At 58.5% G+C, this 19,238-nt stretch carries 26 protein-coding genes and 1 pseudogene; 16 read left to right on the top strand and 11 right to left on the bottom strand.

Translation table 11 applies throughout. The features are described from left to right. The first annotated feature begins 98 nt into the window (after nucleotides 1–98). Nucleotides 99–686, top strand: coding sequence for a hypothetical protein (locus RVM26_RS07940; RefSeq protein WP_498941596.1), 588 nt, complete (start codon nucleotides 99–101; stop codon nucleotides 684–686). Nucleotides 687–774: 88 nt separating this feature from the next. After that, on the top strand, nucleotides 775–1,098 hold the full coding sequence (locus RVM26_RS07935; protein WP_498941595.1) for a hypothetical protein: 324 nt from the start codon (nucleotides 775–777) through the stop codon (nucleotides 1,096–1,098). Here the strand turns inward: RVM26_RS07935 and tnpC are convergent. The 3 genes from tnpC to RVM26_RS07920 are packed head-to-tail and all read right to left on the bottom strand — an operon-like array spanning nucleotide 1,095 to nucleotide 3,289. Then, nucleotides 1,095–2,684: an IS66 family transposase gene (tnpC, locus tag RVM26_RS07930; protein WP_498941594.1), complete on the bottom strand. Its 1,590-nt coding sequence runs from the start codon at nucleotides 2,682–2,684 to the stop codon at nucleotides 1,095–1,097. The two genes, RVM26_RS07935 and tnpC, sit on opposite strands and share 4 nt — an antisense overlap. A 42-nt stretch (nucleotides 2,685–2,726) precedes the next feature. Then, nucleotides 2,727–3,083 carry an IS66 family insertion sequence element accessory protein TnpB gene (gene tnpB, locus RVM26_RS07925; protein ID WP_498941593.1) on the bottom strand — a complete coding sequence of 119 codons (357 nt, stop codon included), beginning with the start codon at nucleotides 3,081–3,083 and terminating at the stop codon, nucleotides 2,727–2,729. Next, the gene (locus RVM26_RS07920; RefSeq protein ID WP_498941592.1) at nucleotides 3,080–3,289 is read right to left on the bottom strand and encodes a hypothetical protein; all 210 of its coding nucleotides are present in this window, start codon (nucleotides 3,287–3,289) and stop codon (nucleotides 3,080–3,082) included. The genes tnpB and RVM26_RS07920 overlap by 4 nt, the downstream gene beginning before the upstream one ends. A 402-nt stretch (nucleotides 3,290–3,691) precedes the next feature. Between RVM26_RS07920 and RVM26_RS07915 the strand changes: the two genes are divergently transcribed. From RVM26_RS07915 to RVM26_RS07905, 3 genes are all read left to right on the top strand, one after another. After that, nucleotides 3,692–4,099, top strand: coding sequence for a hypothetical protein (locus RVM26_RS07915; RefSeq protein WP_498941591.1), 408 nt, complete (start codon nucleotides 3,692–3,694; stop codon nucleotides 4,097–4,099). 115 nt (nucleotides 4,100–4,214) lie between these two features. Beyond that, nucleotides 4,215–4,484: a type II toxin-antitoxin system Phd/YefM family antitoxin gene (locus RVM26_RS07910; RefSeq protein ID WP_086904841.1), complete on the top strand. Its 270-nt coding sequence runs from the start codon at nucleotides 4,215–4,217 to the stop codon at nucleotides 4,482–4,484. Next, entirely contained in the window at nucleotides 4,485–4,784 is a 300-nt protein-coding gene (locus tag RVM26_RS07905) for a type II toxin-antitoxin system RelE/ParE family toxin (protein ID WP_086904840.1), read from the top strand. Nucleotides 4,785–4,850: 66 nt separating this feature from the next. Here the strand turns inward: RVM26_RS07905 and RVM26_RS07900 are convergent, their stop codons facing one another. After that, nucleotides 4,851–5,144, bottom strand: a complete 294-nt coding sequence (locus RVM26_RS07900) for a type II toxin-antitoxin system RelE/ParE family toxin (RefSeq protein WP_213262573.1) — start codon at nucleotides 5,142–5,144, stop codon at nucleotides 4,851–4,853. Continuing rightward, nucleotides 5,144–5,383: a type II toxin-antitoxin system ParD family antitoxin gene (locus tag RVM26_RS07895; protein ID WP_016914150.1), complete on the bottom strand. Its 240-nt coding sequence runs from the start codon at nucleotides 5,381–5,383 to the stop codon at nucleotides 5,144–5,146. Before RVM26_RS07895 ends, RVM26_RS07900 begins: the two co-directional genes overlap by 1 nt. Before the next feature lie 94 nt (nucleotides 5,384–5,477). Between RVM26_RS07895 and RVM26_RS07890 the strand changes: the two are divergent. From RVM26_RS07890 to RVM26_RS07880, 3 genes and pseudogenes are all read left to right on the top strand, one after another. After that, nucleotides 5,478–5,689, top strand: a pseudogene (locus tag RVM26_RS07890) (Txe/YoeB family addiction module toxin). A gap of 201 nt (nucleotides 5,690–5,890) precedes the next feature. Continuing rightward, complete coding sequence (locus tag RVM26_RS07885; RefSeq protein ID WP_498941590.1) at nucleotides 5,891–6,349, top strand: hypothetical protein; 459 nt, start codon at nucleotides 5,891–5,893, stop codon at nucleotides 6,347–6,349. Between the two features lie 58 nt (nucleotides 6,350–6,407). Then, complete coding sequence (locus RVM26_RS07880) at nucleotides 6,408–6,998, top strand: class I SAM-dependent methyltransferase (protein WP_498941589.1); 591 nt, start codon at nucleotides 6,408–6,410, stop codon at nucleotides 6,996–6,998. Between the two features lie 51 nt (nucleotides 6,999–7,049). Here the strand turns inward: RVM26_RS07880 and RVM26_RS07875 are convergent, their stop codons facing one another. Next, nucleotides 7,050–7,691, bottom strand: coding sequence for a type 1 glutamine amidotransferase family protein (locus tag RVM26_RS07875; protein WP_498941588.1), 642 nt, complete (start codon nucleotides 7,689–7,691; stop codon nucleotides 7,050–7,052). Between the two features lie 85 nt (nucleotides 7,692–7,776). Between RVM26_RS07875 and RVM26_RS07870 the strand changes: the two genes are divergently transcribed. Together RVM26_RS07870 and rho are read left to right on the top strand one after the other, a co-directional pair. Next, a complete protein-coding gene (locus RVM26_RS07870) occupies nucleotides 7,777–9,114 on the top strand; it encodes an aminotransferase-like domain-containing protein (protein ID WP_498941587.1) in 1,338 nt (445 codons plus the stop codon). A 68-nt stretch (nucleotides 9,115–9,182) separates the two neighbouring features. Further along, nucleotides 9,183–10,157 carry a transcription termination factor Rho gene (gene rho / locus RVM26_RS07865; RefSeq protein WP_498941586.1) on the top strand — a complete coding sequence of 325 codons (975 nt, stop codon included), beginning with the start codon at nucleotides 9,183–9,185 and terminating at the stop codon, nucleotides 10,155–10,157. A 50-nt stretch (nucleotides 10,158–10,207) separates the two neighbouring features. On the opposite strand, the gene RVM26_RS07860 is transcribed toward rho, so the two are convergent. Continuing rightward, entirely contained in the window at nucleotides 10,208–11,404 is a 1,197-nt protein-coding gene (locus RVM26_RS07860; protein WP_498941585.1) for a DEAD/DEAH box helicase, read from the bottom strand. Between the two features lie 194 nt (nucleotides 11,405–11,598). Between RVM26_RS07860 and RVM26_RS07855 the strand changes: the two genes are divergently transcribed. Together RVM26_RS07855 and RVM26_RS07850 are read left to right on the top strand one after the other, a co-directional pair. Continuing rightward, entirely contained in the window at nucleotides 11,599–12,021 is a 423-nt protein-coding gene (locus RVM26_RS07855; RefSeq protein ID WP_081138882.1) for a Replicative DNA helicase, read from the top strand. A gap of 8 nt (nucleotides 12,022–12,029) precedes the next feature. Next, nucleotides 12,030–12,500 (top strand): YehS family protein, encoded by a 471-nt coding sequence (locus tag RVM26_RS07850; protein ID WP_287804666.1) that lies wholly within the window; start codon nucleotides 12,030–12,032, stop codon nucleotides 12,498–12,500. 16 nt (nucleotides 12,501–12,516) lie between these two features. Here RVM26_RS07850 and RVM26_RS07845 read toward each other — a convergent pair whose 3' ends face one another. Both RVM26_RS07845 and RVM26_RS07840 read right to left on the bottom strand, forming a co-directional pair. Beyond that, on the bottom strand, nucleotides 12,517–13,266 hold the full coding sequence (locus RVM26_RS07845) for a class I SAM-dependent DNA methyltransferase (RefSeq protein WP_016914144.1): 750 nt from the start codon (nucleotides 13,264–13,266) through the stop codon (nucleotides 12,517–12,519). 311 nt (nucleotides 13,267–13,577) lie between these two features. Then, nucleotides 13,578–14,210, bottom strand: a complete 633-nt coding sequence (locus RVM26_RS07840) for an alternative oxidase (protein ID WP_081192857.1) — start codon at nucleotides 14,208–14,210, stop codon at nucleotides 13,578–13,580. A gap of 194 nt (nucleotides 14,211–14,404) precedes the next feature. Here RVM26_RS07840 and RVM26_RS07835 point away from each other — a divergent pair, with 194 nt between their 5' ends. Further along, nucleotides 14,405–14,812, top strand: coding sequence for a DUF4019 domain-containing protein (locus RVM26_RS07835; RefSeq protein ID WP_498941584.1), 408 nt, complete (start codon nucleotides 14,405–14,407; stop codon nucleotides 14,810–14,812). Between the two features lie 27 nt (nucleotides 14,813–14,839). Here the strand turns inward: RVM26_RS07835 and RVM26_RS07830 are convergent, their stop codons facing one another. Then, nucleotides 14,840–15,442 (bottom strand): YqaA family protein, encoded by a 603-nt coding sequence (locus RVM26_RS07830; RefSeq protein ID WP_287804672.1) that lies wholly within the window; start codon nucleotides 15,440–15,442, stop codon nucleotides 14,840–14,842. A gap of 91 nt (nucleotides 15,443–15,533) precedes the next feature. Between RVM26_RS07830 and RVM26_RS07825 the strand changes: the two genes are divergently transcribed. Both RVM26_RS07825 and RVM26_RS07820 read left to right on the top strand, forming a co-directional pair. Continuing rightward, nucleotides 15,534–15,992 (top strand): hypothetical protein, encoded by a 459-nt coding sequence (locus RVM26_RS07825; RefSeq protein ID WP_287804673.1) that lies wholly within the window; start codon nucleotides 15,534–15,536, stop codon nucleotides 15,990–15,992. 93 nt (nucleotides 15,993–16,085) lie between these two features. Next, nucleotides 16,086–16,934, top strand: a complete 849-nt coding sequence (locus RVM26_RS07820; protein WP_498941583.1) for a bifunctional transcriptional activator/DNA repair enzyme AdaA — start codon at nucleotides 16,086–16,088, stop codon at nucleotides 16,932–16,934. A gap of 34 nt (nucleotides 16,935–16,968) precedes the next feature. Here RVM26_RS07820 and RVM26_RS07815 read toward each other — a convergent pair whose 3' ends face one another. Then, on the bottom strand, nucleotides 16,969–17,889 hold the full coding sequence (locus tag RVM26_RS07815) for a glutaminase (protein ID WP_498941582.1): 921 nt from the start codon (nucleotides 17,887–17,889) through the stop codon (nucleotides 16,969–16,971). A 206-nt stretch (nucleotides 17,890–18,095) separates the two neighbouring features. Between RVM26_RS07815 and RVM26_RS07810 the strand changes: the two genes are divergently transcribed. Next, complete coding sequence (locus RVM26_RS07810) at nucleotides 18,096–19,220, top strand: cytochrome P450 family protein (protein WP_498941581.1); 1,125 nt, start codon at nucleotides 18,096–18,098, stop codon at nucleotides 19,218–19,220. Nucleotides 19,221–19,238 lie beyond the last annotated feature (18 nt).

The following is a 19,238-nucleotide window of genomic DNA, read 5'->3' as shown; positions in this document are numbered from 1 at the left end:
TGCTAACAAGTTGCTACACGCGGATAAATTACTCGCTGCGCTCCCAATTTACCGGTGAGCAAGGCGTTAGCGAATAAAAAATGAACTTGAGGTATGTTATGGGAATACAAGAAGGCCAGAGCCTTCTGCATTGGAATTACTTCTTGGCTTTGGAAGCCGATGTGGAACAGTTGGCAAGGTATATTGAGTTCGCAGAACAAAATTTTGGTGTTTATTCGACAGAACTTGCGCACATCTTCTTGGCGAGCTGTTCTGAAGTAGATGTAATTGCTAAGCAGCTTTGCAAACAGCTAAACCCTGAATCGGCCGCCAATAACATAAGTCATTATAAAAATGAGTTGAGAGCGAATCTCCCTGAGCTTGAAGATATGGAAATCATAATTCCCAGGTATGCTCTCACCCTTACTCCTTGGTCTAACTGGAAACAAGACAGAACTCCAATTTGGTGGTCGAGTCACAACAATGTTAAACACCAGAGAAATGAGCATTACTCGGAGGCCAATCTGAAAAACGCATTGAATTCAGTGGCTGCACTGTTCTGCCTTATAATCTTATATTACAGGAATGTAATTGATGGGCGCAGAATTGAGCCTCCCCCTAATTTTTTTACTCCTCCTCCTGAAGTAGCAACGGTTTGTCCTTCGGTTGGTGGCAGAATGGCTATGTTCTATGCCCAAGAGCGCTAACAATGTCATGAACTACACGCCTTCGGCGCCGGACAGTCGCTCCGCGCCTGCCGGTTATGAACGGCGTTAGACAACAACTGGAGGTTTCGTGACTACCGAGCCAATTACCATCATTGCCGAAAGACAGCAAAGCCCAGTAGGTGATCTCTATTCAGCACACATCGCAGTGGTTCGACCAATATTAAATGGTCTTCTCTACTCTCTGAAAAAACAAGTTGCCGATCAGCTTGGGGGGTATGAAGAGGTGCCGCTTTTCATGCTCCCAAGACTCAGGAGAGAGGGTGATGGCGACATTGGTATTTGTTTTGAGTACGCGGTTCACGAGGCCCTAAGACAGAGACAAGCAGGGATTACTGAGCGCATCTATGACGGTAAGCGCTCCACCAACCCCACCTGTTGCGGCCTGAGTTAGACCGGTAGAGTGTCTTTCCAGCACCAGGGCAGCAGCGTGCCGAGGTCGTCATCCTCGCCGAGAGTTGGCAGGGTCTTAAACACGAACTGCAGGTACTCGTAGGGTGAGAGGCCGTTGGCCTTGGCCGTCTCGATCAGGCTGTAGATGGCCGCGCTGGCCTGGGCACCGCTCGGTGTGTGGCTGAACAGCCAGTTCTTGCGGCCGACGACGAAGGGGCGAATGGCGTTCTCGGCCGGGTTGTTGTCCAGCGGGATCAACCCGTCATCGAGGAAGCGGGTCAGGCGCTGCCACTGGCCCTCCAGGTAGTGCAGCGCCCGGCCCAGCGCGCTCTTCGGCAGCACCTGCGTCAGCGACTTGTCGAGCCAGGTGCGCAGCTGGGTGATCAGCGGGCGGCTCTTCTGATCACGCAATGCCTGACGCGCCTCGGGCTCCAGCGCCTTGGCCTGCTTTTCCACGGCGTAGAGTTTGCGGATCTGGTTGAGCGCCCAGTCGGCCTTGCCGGTCTTGCCCTTGGGCTGCACTTTCTGGGCCTCGACGAACTTGCGACGAGCGTGCGCCCAGCACCCGGCGTGGGTGATGCCGTTCTTTCGCACCACCTCGGCATAGCCTTCGTAGCCATCGGTGACCAGGTACCCCGCATAGTCACCCAGCAGGCGCACGGGCACCCGACCGGCTCGGCTCGCATCATAGTCGAACAGCACCACCTGTTGGCCCGGTGGCCCCCCGCGTTGCAGCCACATGTAGGACGTTGAGCTCGCCGGCCGGTCGGCCTCGGCGTTGACCTGCAGCGTGGTCTCGTCCATGTGAATCAGCGGGGCCTGCAGTAGGTGCTGTCGCAGGGCCTCGACCAACGGCATCAGCCGCTCGCCGACCTGCACCATCCAGCGGGCCAGGGTGTTGCGTGGGATCTCGATGCCGTGCCGGGCAAAGATCAGGCTCTGCCGATAGAGCGGCAAGGCATCCTGGTACTTGGCGGTGGCCACGTAGGCGAGCAGGGTCGGGCTGGCATTGCTCTTGGGCAGCAGCTTGGCCGGCGCCGGGGCGATCTGCACGCCCTCTTCGCAGTCTGGGCAGCCGTACTTGATGCGCACATGGCGGATTACCTCGATCCGCGCCGGCACGACGTGCAGTTCCTCACTGATCTCTTTGCCGATCTCCTTGAGCTCGGTGCCGTCGTGGTGGCAATGACGGGCATCCTCGGGGAGCTCATGGATCACTTCGACGCGGGGCAGCTCGGGGGGTAACGCCACGCGGCCGCCACGGGGGCGGCGCTTGGCCGGCTGGTGGGGGTCGGCCGGCGCGTCAGCCGTGTCATCCTGGGCGCTGGCCTCTTCCTCATCGACCGCCACCTCGGCCTCGTTGATGAGCAGATCACCCTGTTCGACGCGGTACTTCTCGGTAGAGGGACCGAACCGGCCTTCAATGGCCAGCTTGAGTTGCTCAAAAAGGGACTGCTTGGCGGCTTCCCACTGAGCCTCCTTCTTCTCCATCAGGCGATGAAGACGCGCAATCTCCTCCTGCTGAGCGCGCACTTGGCGCTGCAGTTGGGAGACGCTGACGGAAGGTGTCGAGGCCGGTGAGATCATGCCGCCATTTTACCAAGCGGCGCCGCTGAAAGCAGCAAAAAATCAGCCAACCGCCTGAAAATCCAAGGTCTTATGGGGGCGCATGGCACTGAGGTCATAGCCATCCAGAAGCCAGTTCAGCTCCTGGCCCGAGAGCGTGACGGTGTCGCCCTCCAGGCGGCCCGGCCACTTGAAGCGCTCCCGCTCCAGGCGCTTGTACCAGACCACGAAGCCGTTACGCTCCCAGAACAGCAGCTTGACCTTATCGCGCTGGCGGTTGCCGAACACGAAGACCGCCTCATCGAAGGGGTTGAGCTCCATGGCCTCCTGAACCAGCAGGGCCAGCCCATCGATCTGCTTGCGCATGTCGACCGGCTCGCGACACAGGTAGACGCGCAGCCGGGTGTCCGGCCGGATCATCGGGTCACCTCCACGGCGACGAAGCGCAGCGGCCGGTGGCGAGGTGGCACGGGCACGCCCTGCACCTCCAGGCGCTGCTCCCACGCCAGCAGTGACGCCAGTTCCAGTCCTTGCTCCTCGGCGTATTCACTCAGCGCCAGTTGCCGAGAGGAGGCATGAAACAGGTGGCCCAGCCAGTAGGCCTGTGTCGAGGTCAGGTCGGTCATGGTGTCCTCCTTGCTATCGAATGACACCAGTCTGACGGATACTACTCAGCGGTAGAAGATGGGGTTGGTGGAGCGCTTACCTATGACGCGCTAACACGTTACTGTCGAGTACCTGGCTCAGAGATTGACTCCATCCTATTTGCCGCTGAAAAAAGTGGATCGCTTCAACTGGTTAATACGGCAAACGGTCTTTTAACCGATGAATCAAGAATTCTCACAGGAGCACAGGCACAACCCCCCAAGCTGAAACAATATTTAAGTGACCTAGCGCGGGCATTTAGATCTTCTGCTCATCGCGAGACCTTACCATCGACAATCAAAGGGCTTTGGAAAGCAGACCTATTCGTTGGCTGTCGTGACTCTGACAAGTGGGTCGGAACAACCGTTAAGATCAATCCATCCATGCTTGAAGGAGCTGCGGGATTACGTCTCGGTATTGTTCCGTCAATGCAAGGAAGGTACGACGGGATTCGGGTTGATAATCAACGCAACTTGATTGTGTGTCCGGTTCCATACGACGCCTCGTTTATGGAAGTCTTTTACGTTTCGTGGGGAATTGTCATGCAGTTTCTGGGCGCTGACGCAAACATGCCGCGCGAATCGCATCTGCCAATTCCATTTCATCGACAGGTTGTCAATGAGCTAGTTACGAGGCGAAATTTCAAAGTGGTTGATGTCATTGATGCTCTTAGGCCGATTGCACAACCTCACTTGCTCTTCAACGCAAGCACGACGGTTCCGGTAGACGTTGAAGTTGCGGAGAAAACACCAGACACACTCATCTCACCAACTCCTGCGATTATTGTCTAACAAATCATTCCAGCGGACCGGCTTCGCCGGCCGCTGAATTCCAACGTTATGTTTCTTGACCGTACCTGTTAAATGGTGCTATTAATAGCACTAAATTGTTGGCTAGGTAACCACTATGCAAGTGAAATTTTCCGAGGATGTCATTCCTCTATCAGACCTGAAGATCAATCCCGGAAAGGTGGTTGGTCGAGCACAGGACACGCATCGCCCAATCCTGCTTACCAGCCGTGGCCGCGGCGTAGCGGTTGTGCAGGGGCTCGAGGATTATGAGAAAAGTGCAGAGGAATTGCGGTTTGTAAAGGCGGTGGCGCAGGGGCTTATGGATGTTCGCGAGGGCAACACCGTATCGTTGGAGGACGCCAAGAAAACGTTGGGCATCAAGTAAATGGAATTACGCATCGCACAGTCCGCTCTTGAGGACTTACAGGCTATTCAAGAGTATTACAAAGAGCAGGATGTTCCACATATCGGTGATGATTTCGTGGCTGCGATCTTGGAGCATAGTGAAATGCTTCAGCTCCACCCTGATGCTGGCCGTATTGTTCCTGAATTCAACCTGGATCATATTCGCGAATTGATTCACGCGCCATTTCGAGTTGTCTATCTTAGGCAAGCTAAAGAGGTTGTGCTCATACGAGTCTGGCGAAGTGAGAGGCAGCTTGAATTACCTGCAAACGAAACATAACCAAGCCATGCACCGGATGCCAAACCCTTCGCTTCGCTACGGCTTTGTCACCGGTGATGGCGGGCGTTAAAGATGCTGCTCCACATCCATACTGTTGTGGAGAATTCGGATGACAACGATCCTGGATTCCGTACCGGCTCTGTAAAAGATCACATGACTGCCCTGACTGAACTTTTTGTACCCTGGTTTTATGTCACCCGCATCGCGGCCAATATCAGGTTGGCGAGCGAGCCGCTTGAAAGCATCGTCAAGCTGCCTGAGGTACGTATCGCGTTGGCGCTTTCCCCACTTTTCGGTGGTGAAGCGGCCTATCTCGACAACGTCTTTTCGGGCAGAGGCAGTGAGCAGGTATGGACGCATCAGTGAGCTTCGTTGTCCAGTTCTGTAATAACGCTTTCAAGGGAATACTCTGCTATTCCACTCTGTTCGCCTTCATCCAGGAGGCGTTGGAGCCGTTCAAGCTTACTTTCCGTTTCTTCAAGCAGACGCAGTCCGGCACGTACCACCTCGCTCACCGAGCCATAGCGGCCCTTTTCAACCTGAGTGGCTATAAACTCGTCAAAGTGGGGGCCGAGTGTAATGCTGGTATTTCTAGCCATGGGGAAACTCCTGTACCAAATATTGGTATATCATGGCAAAGCACCTATAACAAGGCAAGGCAGGCCGACGCGATAAAGTCGCGCCGCTGCGAAGCTGGCCTCCATCGGCCTCAAACCAAAAGCGCAGGAACTGCTAGCGCTGGTAGCCGAAGACCCATACCGCAAGCCGCCTCCGTTTGAGAAACTCGTGGGTGATCTTGCGGGGGCCTATTTACGCCGCATCAATATTCAGTATCGTTTGGTCTATCAAGTGCTCGATGATGAGCGAGTGGTGAAAGTTCTCAGGCCTGGAGCCACTACGAATAATGCATAATCAAAGGCTGGTGCGGATGTATTAGCCTTGATTAACGACTGGCTGGGCCTTTTGTAAGAGGTCTGACATCACCCCTGATACAATCCCAGTAGCATACCAGAACCGCTTCCAAAGCTACTTTTTTTACCACCTGTCTCATGGTTTAATTAGCCCCCTTAATTTGAGTGTGCTTATACGTTTGGCTAAGGATGAAGATGAACGATTGGAAGCGGCGCGTATTGGGGGCTATGACGATTGCGGGGGGAGGTATTGGTATATCTTCCACGATGCCTTACATGATGGTGTCATCGCATGTTCTGGACTGGCTGTTTTGTATTGGTTTTATTCTGTTGTTTTCGTGGGGTATTTGGTGCGGCATTCAATTGTTAGAGAAGCAGCCGAACGCAGCGCGTGCCAATTTCAAGTTTTGGCTAATACAGGTGCCTGTTTTTAATACGCCTGTGCTGGGCTACTTTTTTGGCTCGGGTGCTTACCTGTCCGTGTGGGTGGGTTTAGGCAATATCAGTTATGGCTATAACGCCATGCTGGGCAGTGGTTTTCAGTATTCGTTCATGAATGACTCGTTTCCCACCCTGGTGGGGGTGAACATGCTGGCGCTTTTAATGAGCTTTTGGTTTTATCGAAAAGCCTATGGTGCCGATGTGTCGTCGTAACGCACGGTGCCGTGAGCTATTCACGTGATCATGCATCCTTGGCATATGGAGGGGCAGAATGAACCACGGCACTTATTATGAGCGCTCGAAGCAGCTGGATATTTATCCGCACCTACGTGAATCCGTCGAGCGGCTACCCGGCGAGCTGCCCAGGACCGCCATTGATATGGGCTGTGGAGCAGGGCGGAATGCCCTGTTTTTGGTGGAGCGCGGTTATCGGGTGCATGCGTTTGACCATCACCCACAGGCCATCGAGCGCTTACAAGAAGCGGGCAAGGCGCATCGGGGGTTGTCGCTGTTTACCTCTCAGGCCCGTTTTGATGAGTTCGAGTACCCGCCTGCTTCCTTGATTACCGCGTGTATGAGTCTGTTCTTTTGTCACCCTGACGTATTTCCAACGGTGTGGCACAGGTTGACTCAATCGTTGAGCTCAGGGGGCATGTTTTGTGGCCATTTCATGGGGCCTGATGATACCTGGGCGCAAGATGAAAGCCGCCATTTGACCATCCACACGCCCGCTACGCTTGCCACGCTATTTGCGGATGACTATCACGTCATTACCCTTCAAGAACAAAGCAGGGCAGGGATGACGCTCATGGGCACAAACAAGCACTGGCACACTTATTCAGCGATCCTTCAGAAGCGGTGATCTGTGCCAGTAGCGTAGTCTTTTCCTTGGCATGCCCATCACGCCACGCCATCATTCACTCAGATGAGTCGCCATCCGTAGCGAAGACCCTGCCGCTGGAAGGTATGGGCCGATATTGCGCACCATGCGCTCGATGTATTCTGTTTTCTCCCCCACAGGGGCCACATAATGCATGGCTTCTTCGGCTGCCTCCATGCCCACCAGGCGGGCTATCATCCAGCAGGCTAGGTATTGTGAGCCCAGGCAGCCACCTGCAGTGGCGATATTTCCGCTGGCAAAGAACGGCTGATTCAATACCTCGATGCCTGCGTCCATCACCCAGGGCCGGGTGGTGAGATCGGTACAGGCAGGAACGTTCCCGAGAAGGCCGCGTTTGGCGAGCAGCAAGGTGCCTGAGCACTGTGCGCCCAAAAGTTGTTGGCCGGGATTCAACGTAAGCTGGGCCATCAAGTGCTCGTTTTCAGCAATCTCACGGGTATGGATGCCGCTACCGATCAGGACGGCATCGGCGCTTGCCAGCTCTGCGAAAGAGGCTTGGGCGTGGAGGGTAACGCCATTCATCGATGTCACCTTGGCTTCCGGGCACATGAGCGATACGCGCCAGCCGGGCTGTTTGATGCGATTCAAAATGCCCAGGGCAATCAATGAGTCAAGTTCGTTGAAGCCTTCGAAGGTAAGGATGGCGATATGCATGAGGTGAAGCTCCAGGTGGGGTCACGTATCGCATGCTAGGCATGGTATATATCACAATCAAATTATTGTCATGGATACAATGCCCATGCCACGTGCCCGATACAAACAGGTAGTCGATGCCTTCGCGCTGGAGATTCGTGCTGGAAAGTACCGCCCTGGCACGCGCTTGCCCACGCACCGGCAACTTGCCCAGCGGCACGGCTTGGCGCTGGCCACGGCAACACGGGTATACGCCGAGCTTGAAGCCATGGGGCTTGTGGTGGGAGAAACGGGGCGAGGAACGTTTGTGAGGGATACTGCGCTGCCGCCGGGGCTGGGGGTAGACCAGCAGCAAGTCGTCGATGGCCTGCTAGACCTCAGCTTCAATTACCCCACTGTGGCGGGGCAGGCGGATCTGCTGCGCGCAGCGCTAAGCCAGCTCGCTTCATCAGGTGATGTGAGTGCATTGCTCCACTACCAGCCCCACGGTGGTCGTCTGCATGAGAGAGAGATCGTTGCCCAGCACGTGATGCGCAGTGGTCTAAACGTCGCTGCGGAACGGTTATTGCTGGTCGATGGTGCTCAGCATGGCTTGGCGACCACGGCCATGGCGCTATTCAAGCCGGGTGATGTGATCGCCGTCGATGCCATCACGTACCCAGGCTTTAGTGTCTTGGCGCATCGCTTAGGGTTGGAACTGGCAGCAGTGCCCGCCAATGTGGAAGGAACCGACTTGTGTGCACTCGCGAGACTTTGCCAGCGCCGCCGCGTTCGTGCAGTCTATGTTCAGCCCACCGTGCATAACCCCATGGGGTGGGTAATGGGGATGGCATGGCGGCATCAGCTCATTGCCTTGGCCGAGCAGCACGATTTTCTGATCATCGAGGATGCTCCCTATGCGTTTCTTGAGGCCCTGGCGCCTCCGCCGTTGGCCAGGCTTGCCCCCGAGCGTACGATATACGTGTCGAGTTTCTCCAAAAGCGTGGCCACCGGCTTGCGGGTTGGCTATGTGGCGGCACCTGCACAATGGGTTGCCGAGATAGAGCGCACGATTCGCGCGACGACCTGGAATACGCCAGCGGTGATGACGGCGATGGTATGCCAATGGGTGCAAGAGGGAACGGTGGCGCGTTTGGAGCAGCAAAAGCGTGAGGATGCCGCACAGCGGCAAGCGGTGGTGGCTCGGGTATTCAAGGGCATGCGCTATCAGGCACACCCTGCGTCTTACTGCGTTTGGCTGCCCTTGCTGGAAGAGGGGCGTGCCGACCGGGTGGCAAGTGCGCTTTTGCAACAAGGCATCAGTGTGTCTACCGCTGCGCCCTTTTCAACGGCAGCCCAGGTGCCCCATGCCATCCGTCTTGCGCTAGCATCGGTAGATATTCAGCAGCTCGAAAGGGCGCTGTGTACCGTCAGGAAGGTCGTTGAATACCATGCCTACGTTTAACATCCGCCGTCGAGTCACCACGAACGCGGTCAACCACGAATCCTCACTTTGACAAAACGGCTCCAACCATGACCCGCAAAACCCTAAGCCTCAAAACGAAACGGCCCCCAGAGGCCAAGCCCGCCGACACAGTGGCCGATTCCTCACCCGAAGAGCAATCACACACCGACCCCGAAAAGCGCTTTCTCAACGGCACGGCCATTCATCCTTCCCCGCGCCTTTATCTCGCCAATGGCGTTCATGAGCACAGCGTGCGGGCGATGGATTTGATTACGCCCATTGGCATGGGGCAGCGCGGGCTGATCGTGGCGCCGCCGGGGGCGGGGAAAACCACGCTGTTGAAGCATATCTGCCAGGCCGTGGCGGCGGCGTATCCCGAGATCAAGCTGTATGCCCTGCTGATCGATGAGCGCCCGGAGGAAGTGACCGATTTCAAGCGCAGCGTGACCACCGAAGTGCACGCTTCGTCGTCTGACGAAAGCTACGCCCACCATGCGCGCGTGGCCGATAACCTGCTGCAAACGGCGCGCAGGCAAGCCGGGGAAGGGCACGATGTGATGATCGTGATCGACTCATTGACGCGGCTTTCCCGGGTGCACAACGCGGGGCAGCGGGGCAGTGGCCGTACCATGTCGGGCGGGTTGGATACCCGGGCGCTGGAAATCCCCCGCAAACTGTTCGGGGCGGCACGAAACATCGAAAACGGCGGCTCGCTGACCATTCTGGCCACCGTGCTGGTGGAGACGGGAAGCCGCATGGATCAGGTGATCTTCGAGGAGTTCAAGGGCACCGGCAACATGGAGCTGGTGCTGTCGCGGGAGGTGGCCAGCCAGCGCATCTTCCCGGCACTCGATATTGCCAAAAGCAGTACCCGCCGAGAAGAGCTGTTGATCGAGGCCCACGAGATCGAAAAGGTACGCAGCCTGCGCAGAGCCTTGACGCCGCTCAAGCCAACCGACGGCGCGCAGAAGCTGCTGGCGCTGATGGAGAAGTACCCCACCAACGCCGAGCTGCTGGCGGCGTTTTCACCCGCTCAGGGGTAAGGCCTGCCACCTGCCTGCGGGCCATCACTCGCCGATGTTGCCTACAACGCCTAGCGGCTGCCTTTCTTCACATGCTTCAAATTGGAGGCCGGGACGGCCTTCTTGACCGGAAATTCCGCCACTTCCCGGCGCTCGATGAGCTGGTTCATGCGCCGTTCGATGGCACACAGGTTCTTGAAGTCGCTGATATCCACCAGCGATATGGCTTCCCCGGAGGCCCCGGCGCGGCCGGTGCGGCCAATGCGGTGGATGTACTCTTCCGGCTGGAAGGGTAAGTCGTAGTTCACCACTCGGCTCAGCTCGCCGATATCCAGCCCCCGCGCCGCGACGCCGGTGGCCACCAGGTACTTGAGTTCACCGGTTTTGAACTGGGCCAGAATCTTTTCGCGCATGGCCTGGCTTCTGCCGCCATGGATGGAGTCCGCGACGATGCCGCGTTTCTCCAGCTGGGCCACCAGCTTGGCCGCGCTGTGCTTCTTCTCGACGAAGATCAGCGCCTGGTCCCAGGCCTGTTCGTTGATCAGGTGGCTGAGCAGGGCGGATTTGGTGTCCTTGTCGACCGTGATCAGCCACTGTTCGATGGTGTCGGCGGCGCGAACGTTGGGGGTGATGGCGATGTTGGCGGCCAGGTCGGTCATCTTGCTGTCTGAAAAGCTGCGGGCGAGGGCGCGAACGTCCTGGGTCATGGTGGCTGTGAACAGCAGGTTCTGGCGCTGTTCCGGCAGGCGCACGATGATCTTGTGAATATCATCCACAAAGCCCATGTCGACCATTCTGTCCGCTTCGTCCAGCACCATGACCTGCAGCTCGTCGAAGTGCAGGGCGCGCTGATGCGCCAGGTCCAGCAGCCTGCCCGGTGTGGCCACCAGAATGTCCACGCCTTCGATCAAACGCTCCTTTTGGGGCGCGGTATCCACACCGCCATACGCGGCCATCGAGGTGAGCTGGGTATGCTTGGCGTATTGCGCCACGCTGGCGTTGACCTGTACCGCCAGCTCGCGAGTGGGCACCAGAATCAGCGCGCGGATGCGCTTGGCCCGCAGCGCTTCTGCGTTGCTGAAGCGCTCCAGCAGCGGCAGCACGAAGGCGGCGGTTTTGCCGGTGCCGGTTTGGGCGGTGGCGATGAGGTCCTTGCCCGAGAGAATCGCGGGAATGGCCTGTTCCTGGATGGGCGTGGGCGTCTGGTAACCGAGTTCGGTAATCGCCTGAACGAGGGGAGTGGATAAACCGAGTGTAGAAAAAGGCATAAGGGGCCCTGACAGCGAGTCGTAGGTGGGTCGAACGTAAAAAGTGGTGCAGCATAGCGTAAAATCGGCCCGCCGTTGCTCGAATATTGCCCGCCGCGCCACCGTACCTCGCCTTACACAAGGTATAATGCTCCCTTCCCGGCGAAGCCTGTGTGCTTTAGCCTGCTGTTTTACGTCGATAAGGTCGTGGTTTGATGATCAACACCAAAATTTACAAGGCGGTGTACGAGCTGGCTGAAAAGCTGATGAAGGCCGCGTCCAAGGATGACCGCGCCACCTTTGAGGCGCTTTACGCCGAGCTGCAGGCGATCTGCACCGAGCATGAGAACACCGAGAAAGATCACCCCGAGCAGTGGGAAACCCTGGCCGACTTCACCGAAGAGCTGGAAGACGCGCTGCCGATCTACCAAAAGGCGCTGGACAAGGCAGTGGCCAAGCAGTCGAACGACCATCTGGCCTCGATTGGCTTTTCCATGGCCACCCTGCAGGTGGAGCTGGGCGAGCCCCAGGCCGCCATCGAAAGCTTGCAGCGCGCCCAGGCCAGCGCCCAAACGATTGAAGACAACGAGCTGAAAGCAGAGATCGACGAGCTGCTGGCCACGCTCACCAACGGTTAGGAGTCCCCTTGACCAATAACGATATTTTTCGCCGTATTCGCTATGCCTTCGATTTGAAGGAAGCCACCATCGTCAATATCTTCGCCCTGGCAGAGGTGGACGTGACGCCTGCCCAGGTAACGGCCTGGCTGAAGAAGGACGAGGACGAAGCGCTGGTACCCATGAAGAACCGTGAGCTGGCGGCGTTTTTGAATGGCTTCATCAGCTTCAAGCGCGGCAAGCGCGAAGGCCCGGTGCCTGCGCCGGAAACCCAGCTGAACAACAACATGGTGTTCCAGAAGCTGCGTATTGCGCTGAACATGAAGGCCGAAGACGTGCTGGAGGTGTTCGAGCAGGTGGGGCTACCGCTCAGCCCCCACGAGCTGAGCGCGTTCTTCCGCAAGCCAAGCCACAAGAATTACCGCGAGTGCAAGGACCAGATGCTGCGCAACTTCCTGATGGGCGTGCAGCAACAGCAGCGCCCCAGCCAGGAGAGCTGACGCCTTAGATGGCACCTTAGCCGTCGCGCTTCACGCACACGAAGATGGCATTGCCAGACGCGTTGTCCCACGGGGTGATGGTCTGGTAGTCGTGTTCGAACACGTGCACCTCGAAGTAGGGCGTCAGCAGGGCGATGAGTTCGCCAAAGCTGACCGCCACCATGGGGTGCTCGTCATTCCATACCTGGGTGACCGCAGGCGTGCTTTTTTCGATACTGAGCCGCAGCGTTTGCCGTTCCCCTTGCCCCGCATAGTGCCAACCCGAACGAAACGTGAAGCGATCCTCGCCCTGCTGGGCGGTGTGCTTGACGAACAGCGCGTTGTCGATGCGCTCCTTGTCTACGCTGTTGAAGCACAGTACGCCGCCGGTGCGCAGGGCGCGGTGGGCGCTGGCGATGCAGGCGCTCAGCTTTTCCAGGTTGGCGTTGTAGTGGATGGAGTATAAAAAGCAGGTGATCAAATCCACCGGCTCATCCACCTGGAACTGGCCCATGTCTTGCAGCGAAAAGTGAGCTTCCGGGCAGCGGGTGGCCGCCAGGTCCAGCATCGGCTGGTGAATGTCCAGCCCGCTGCTGGTGTAGCCCACATCCAGAAAATGGCGCACGTGGGGGCCGGTGCCGCAGGCCAGGTCCAGGTGCTGGCTGCCCGCGTTGCCAAACAGCTGATGCAGGCGATGAATGGCGTTACTTTGCGCGCGGTAGTCGATGTCGACGCACATCAGATCGTAATAGCCGGAAAGGTCGGTGTAGAGCGCGTTGACGGACATGGTGGCCTAACGGTGAACGCTAAAGGAAAGAGGTGGCGCATGGTATACGAGCGCTTCGTATTTGAGAAGCCGGGTTTGGCTAGCCAACGGAGAGGGCGATGATACATATTCGAACGCGCCCGCCGTTTATCTGCCCGGTTCGGGTTCGAGTATTGCGGGCCGTTCGGCAGCTACCGGCTTGATCCCAATAGCTGTTTCATGCGGCTATGCCTGGGCGAGAGCTGAAAAGGCTAATATCACCGGGCCTGGCGCAGGGGCCCGGTGATGGGTTGTGGAGACAGCTTTTCACGTTAGCCGCTTACGGTAGCCCATCAAGAAAGCTGGTCGGCGAAGTCATGGTTGACGTCCCGATGGCTCGCTTCGTCGGCACGCACGGCGATCACCACGTCGCGCAACCGCGCATCCTGGGGTAGCTTCCAGTAATCGATGGCGATTTGGGGCGCCGGGATGTTTTCGTACTCGCCTCGGTCGATGCCTTCCAGGTATTCGGTGTAGCTATAGACGGCTTCCTCTTCCAGGTAGCCGACCACGCGGTGGGCGGTCTTGCTGGAGCATAAATACAGCAGGAAAAACAGATTAAAGAACATGCCTTGGGCTACGAGAATGAGGAAGCGATCGAAACGGTTGGGCTTGGCGACCTCGATAAAGGTCATCAGGTGCATGCGCTCGTTTTCCGCTTCATCCAATAGGGTACGAATCCAGCCATCATCATCCTTGATGCGCCGAATGGCATGCAAGTGCTGTATCGCCCCTCCCACCATGCCGGGCACGGCTGCCACTGTTTCCAGAATGACGGCACGATGGCCGTAACGGCCGGCAAAAAACTTGTCGGCAAAAAACCGCATGAATTTCACGACTCGGTAGGCAATGCGGTCTGACAGCCCCTGAGGTTGGTGATGTGTGTATTGTTCGCCAGGCCTCGTGTGCTCATCATGACTGTTCATGGTCTACTCCTTGCAGGTAAAATTTTAATGTATGACTTCTGTATAGCTTTTGGGTTCGTCGCTTGAGCATCTTTTTGCCACTGCGGTGAAAGATTGACGTCGCTGGCAGCAATGGGCGCTGAAATGCTAAAGAATCCTTGCGACTTTCCGATAATAAAGAGGTACGTCTTTTCTTAGCCACTAATGAGTCTGCCATGCCAAAATTACGTGCTCTGTTGTTGTCCGCTGCCTTGTTGATGCTTACCGCAACGGCTCAGGCATCTGTGCAGGCAGCAGAGGAGGCGGCGCTGGCGTGGTTGGTGAAGATCGATAATAGCGAGTATGAACAGGCATGGGAAGCCGCTTCGCCACTGCTGAGCACACCGCTTTCTGCCACTATGCTTGAACGCACCGTTGCGCTGTCGCGCAAGGACTTTGGCTCGGTGCAATCGCGCCGCCGAGTGCGCGTTTCGCAGTACACCTCCATGCCCGGCGCTGAACGGGGCGACTTCAAGGTCGTTACCTTCCAGACCCAGTTTGCCAACCGCCCCCGAGTGGTCGAGGTAGTAACCCCACATCTGGAAAACGGCACCTGGCGGGTCAGTGGTTACTATATCGAGTGAGGGATGGGCCAATCAGCCGCTAGCCCATCACTCGATCATCCCCGCCAATGCCTGCATTACCAACACGATGACCAGCACCGCGCTGCCCAGTGCGAGGCTGGTCATCAGCGCATGGCGCTTCCACAGGGTTTCAACCCGTTTGCCATAGCGTTTCACCAGCCAGGCCAGCCCGTAGTAGCGCAGCCCGCGTGAGAGCAGCGCCGCCAGCACGAATAGCAGGATAGGGTAACCGGAGAGCCCGGCGGTAATCATGGCGACCTGGAAGGGGATGGGAAGAATGCCGATGGCCAGAATCGCGGCAAACCCGTAGCGGTTGAAGAAGCCCTGAAACGCCTGATAGCTCTCCTCCATGCCCATGAGCTCGATAAACCAGGTCCCCAGCGATTGGTAGAGCACCATGCCCACGCTATAGCCCACCAGCGACGCCACCAGGCAGCCCAGCGTGGTGGCCGTGGCAATCGCCCAGATCCGCTGTTTGTTCACCGCCATCAACGGGATCAGTACCAGCTCGATGGGCACGGGCAGTATGATGGTTTCCAGAAACGAGAGGGTGGCGATCAGCCAGAGCATGTGTTTGGAGCCGTTCAAACGCTCCAGCCAGTGCTGGGTACGGGTAGAGATCAGCGCCATCGTGTCCTCCTGACGTAACTGGCATGGCCGACTGGCGTCGGCGCACATGATGAATGTGCGGGGTTGTCGTGTAGAGTAGACTGTGACTCACATGAGTGATCATCATATCGTCATCATTCCGGCAGAGCCTCATTATCTGCTCACTGCGCAGCAGGTAGCCCAGGCCAAGGCTGCGTTGTGGCAGTGGATGCCCGAGGCAGAGAGTATAGACGAGCAGGTATCGAAGCATGTGATGTTTCATGACTGTGGCAGCAACTTCGAGTACGTGCGCTGTCACCTGTGCGCGCAAGAGCTGACCCTTCCTGAGTGGCATCTCCTGATGGATCAGGATTACGACGCACAGCGTGGCTTTGCGCTCCTTCCTCAGACGCTGCCGTGCTGTGGCAGTGTCGCCAGCGTGCACCAGCTCGACTACTCCTTCCCCCAAGGGTTCGCTCGGTTTTCGCTCACGGCCATCAACCCCAGAACAGGGGCCATGAGCCCTCAACAGACCGAGTCGCTGCAAGGCCACCTGGGGCAACCCTTGCGGGTGATTTACCGGCATGTGTAGTGCGCAAGATTCGGGTAGGTGTCGGGCCTTTCACTGGGTAAGCTTTAGCGAGCATCAGCCTCTTTTTGCCCCTTTGCCCGTGAGATGGACGCGATGAACGACTACGCCCGTATCGAAAAAGCCATGGCCTTCATGGTGGCCCACGCCGCCCAGCAGCCGAGCCTGGAGGCGGTGGCCGAGCAGGTACACTTGAGTGCGTTCCATTTTCAGCGGCTGTTCAGCCGCTATGTAGGGGTGAGCCCGAAGCGCTTTTTACAAGCGTTGACGTTGGCGCGGGGCAAGCAGTTGATTGCTTCTTCCCAGAGCCTTGCCGACACCGCCGAAGCGCTGGGGCTGAGCGGCGGCTCGCGGCTTTACGATCATTTCGTGACGCTGGAGGCGGTCACGCCGGGGGAGTTCAAGCGCCAGGGGGAGGACGTGGAAATTGCTTATGGGGTTCACCCCACGCCGTTTGGCCAGGTGCTGGTCGCCACCACCCCGAGAGGCATTTGCCGCATGGGCTTTCTGGCAGCGACACCCGAAGCGGAGATTCTGGCGCAGCTGGCCGCCGAGTGGCCGCGCTGTACCTTGCGCCACCAGCCGGACACCACGCGTTACGCCGTCGAGGCGCTGTTCGAACCGCCGCGCAGCGCAGCGCCTGGGGCACTTTCGCTGCATGTGCGGGGCACCAACTTTCAGCTCAACGTATGGCGGGCACTGCTGATGATTCCGGATGGGCAGCTTGCCAGCTACTCCCACATCGCCCAGTGGCTGGGGGCGCCGAAATCGTCTCGGGCGGTGGGTAACGCGGTGGGTGCCAACCCCGTGGCGCTATGGATTCCCTGCCACCGGGTGATTCAGCAAAGCGGCGCCCTGGGTGGCTACCGCTGGGGGCTGGAGGTGAAACGCCAGGTGCAGGCCTGGGAAGTGGCCCAGCATCTGGAATCCTCGGAAAGCGCTTGAAGCGAGTGACCGGCTAGTGCCCAGCTAGCGCACGCTAATGTCCAAATATGGACCAGCCCGTGCGTTGCACGAACATCTCCAGGGCGCGCACCCCCAGAAGGCTGTTGCCGTAGCTATCCAGCCCCGGCGACCAGACGGCCAGCGAGCCGCGCCCCGGCGCAATGGCCAGAATGCCGCCGCCCACGCCGCTCTTGCCCGGCAAGCCCACACGGAAAGCAAACTCCCCCGAGGCATCGTAGTGGCCACACATCATCATCAATGAGTTGATTCGGCGTGCCCGCTGGGGCGACACCACCCGCAGGTTGCTGGGGCGGTTGACGCCGTCGGAAGCCAGAAACAGCCCGGCGTGGGCCAGTTGCTCGCAGCTCATGGCGATGGCGCACTGGTGAAAGTAGGTGCCAAGCACTTTGTCCACGTCGTGGCGCAGCCGCCCAAAGGCTTTCATGAAGTGCGCCAGCGAGGCGTTACGGTCCTTGTGCTGCATTTCCGAGGCGGCGACCTGATGGTCGAAGCAGATGCTGTTGTCGTCGGCGATATAGCGCACGAAGCTCAATATTTCGGCCAGGGTTTCCTTGGGGGCGTGGCCCATCATGATGGCGTCTACCACCGCAATGGCCCCGGCATTGATGAACGGGTTGCGCGGTTTACCGCTCTCGTGTTCCAGCTGCACGATGGAGTTGAAGGGGTCGCCGGAGGGTTCGCGGCCGACGTTGGACCACAGCGCATCGCCGAGCTTGCCCAGGGCAATGGTCAGGGTGAAAACCTTGGAAATACTCTGAATCGAGAACGGCGTGGTGGCGCAGCCCGTCGAGAAGCGCTCGCCCTCTACGGTGGCCAGGCTGATGGCAAACTGGTTGGGATCGACCTGGGCCAGTTGGGGAATGTAGTCGGCCACCTTGCCGCGCTCGGTGGCGTGGGATAGCTCGTCAGCAATCTCGTTCAGTAGCGTTTGCATCTCGGGCGTCGTTGTTTGGCAGCGGGAGCCGCTACCCTAGCGGAAAAAAGCCCAGCTGTCTGCTGGCGGCAGCCCGCTGAGGCGCTGCGCAATAACCTTGATAACCCTTTGAGTTGATAAACATGCTGTTTGCAGTGGGAGCCCTTGCAGCGGGGCCGGTGGCATCTACACTGCAGCCTGAACCCTGCCCGGTCAAAGGAGGTTTCATGGATAGGATATCCAACGCGGGGCCGCTGATGCTCAAGGTGCCGATGAAGTCCATGGCGGTGGTGCTGGACCCCGCCGATGCCAACGATGTGCTGGAGCATACGCCCACCCCCTTTTCACCCAATGAGCAGGCCAAGCACAGTGCCCTCAGCCACTTCGAGCCGGGGTTCTCGCTGATTTCCGAAGGAGAGGCCCGCGAGCAGCGCAGGGCGCTGAACGAGCGGGTTCTGCAAAGCGATTGTCCTCACCATGATGCTTCCCAGGCGTTCGTGCAGGTGGTGCAGGAAGAGGTCACGGCGCTGCTGGAGCGGGTCGCCACCCGCTATGACGAGCTGGATTGGCCGACCTTTCTGCTGACCTGGGACCGCATCGTTCGTCGCGTGGTGCTGGGCGACGCCGCCGCCGATGACCGCGTACTGACCGAGGAGCTGACTGCTCTGCGCAAAGCGGCCAACTGGGGCTTTTTGCGCCCCAAGCGCCAGCGCCTGCGCAAGCGCTTCGAGCAGCGCCTGGCGTATTACCTGCGTGAAGCGGCACCCGGCAGCCTGATGTCTGCGCTGGCTCCGCAGTGCCCTGGCCGAGAGCAGGCACCGTTGCAGCAGGTGCCTCAATGGCTGTTTGCCTTCGAGCCGGCGGGCATGGCGACCTTCCGCGCCCTGGCGCTGCTCAGCGCGCATCCTGATGTCGCGGCGCAGGCGCTGGCCAAAGCGCAACAGGGCCACCCGCTGGACGATTTCAAGGCCACCCTGTTGGAAGCGCTACGCCTGTGGCCCACCACGCCGCTGCTGCTGCGCCAGACCACCCAGCCAACCCAGTGGCAGGCGGGCACCATGCCCGCCAATACTTCGGTACTGATTCACGCACCCTACTTTCATCGCGACGAGCGCTACCTGCACGCCGCCCATCGCTTCACCCCCGAGCTCTGGCTGACGCCGGAAGGCCATAGCCACACCCAAACGCCTTGGCCGCTGGTGCCGTTCAGCGGTGGGCCGGGTATCTGCCCCGGCAGGCATGTGGTGCTGCTGGTGACCAGCCACTGCCTGGCTGCCCTGTTGGGGCAGGCCAGCATCGTACTTCATCCCCCGGAAAAGCTCTCCGCAGAGGCCCCATGCCGGGCCTGCTGAGCCCGTTCCATTTGCGCT

Origin of the sequence: Halomonas sp. KM072 (assembly GCF_050710315.1) — a bacterium.
Classification (GTDB): domain Bacteria; phylum Pseudomonadota; class Gammaproteobacteria; order Pseudomonadales; family Halomonadaceae; genus Vreelandella; species Vreelandella hamiltonii.
This window is presented reverse-complemented; position numbering and strand designations above follow the sequence as displayed.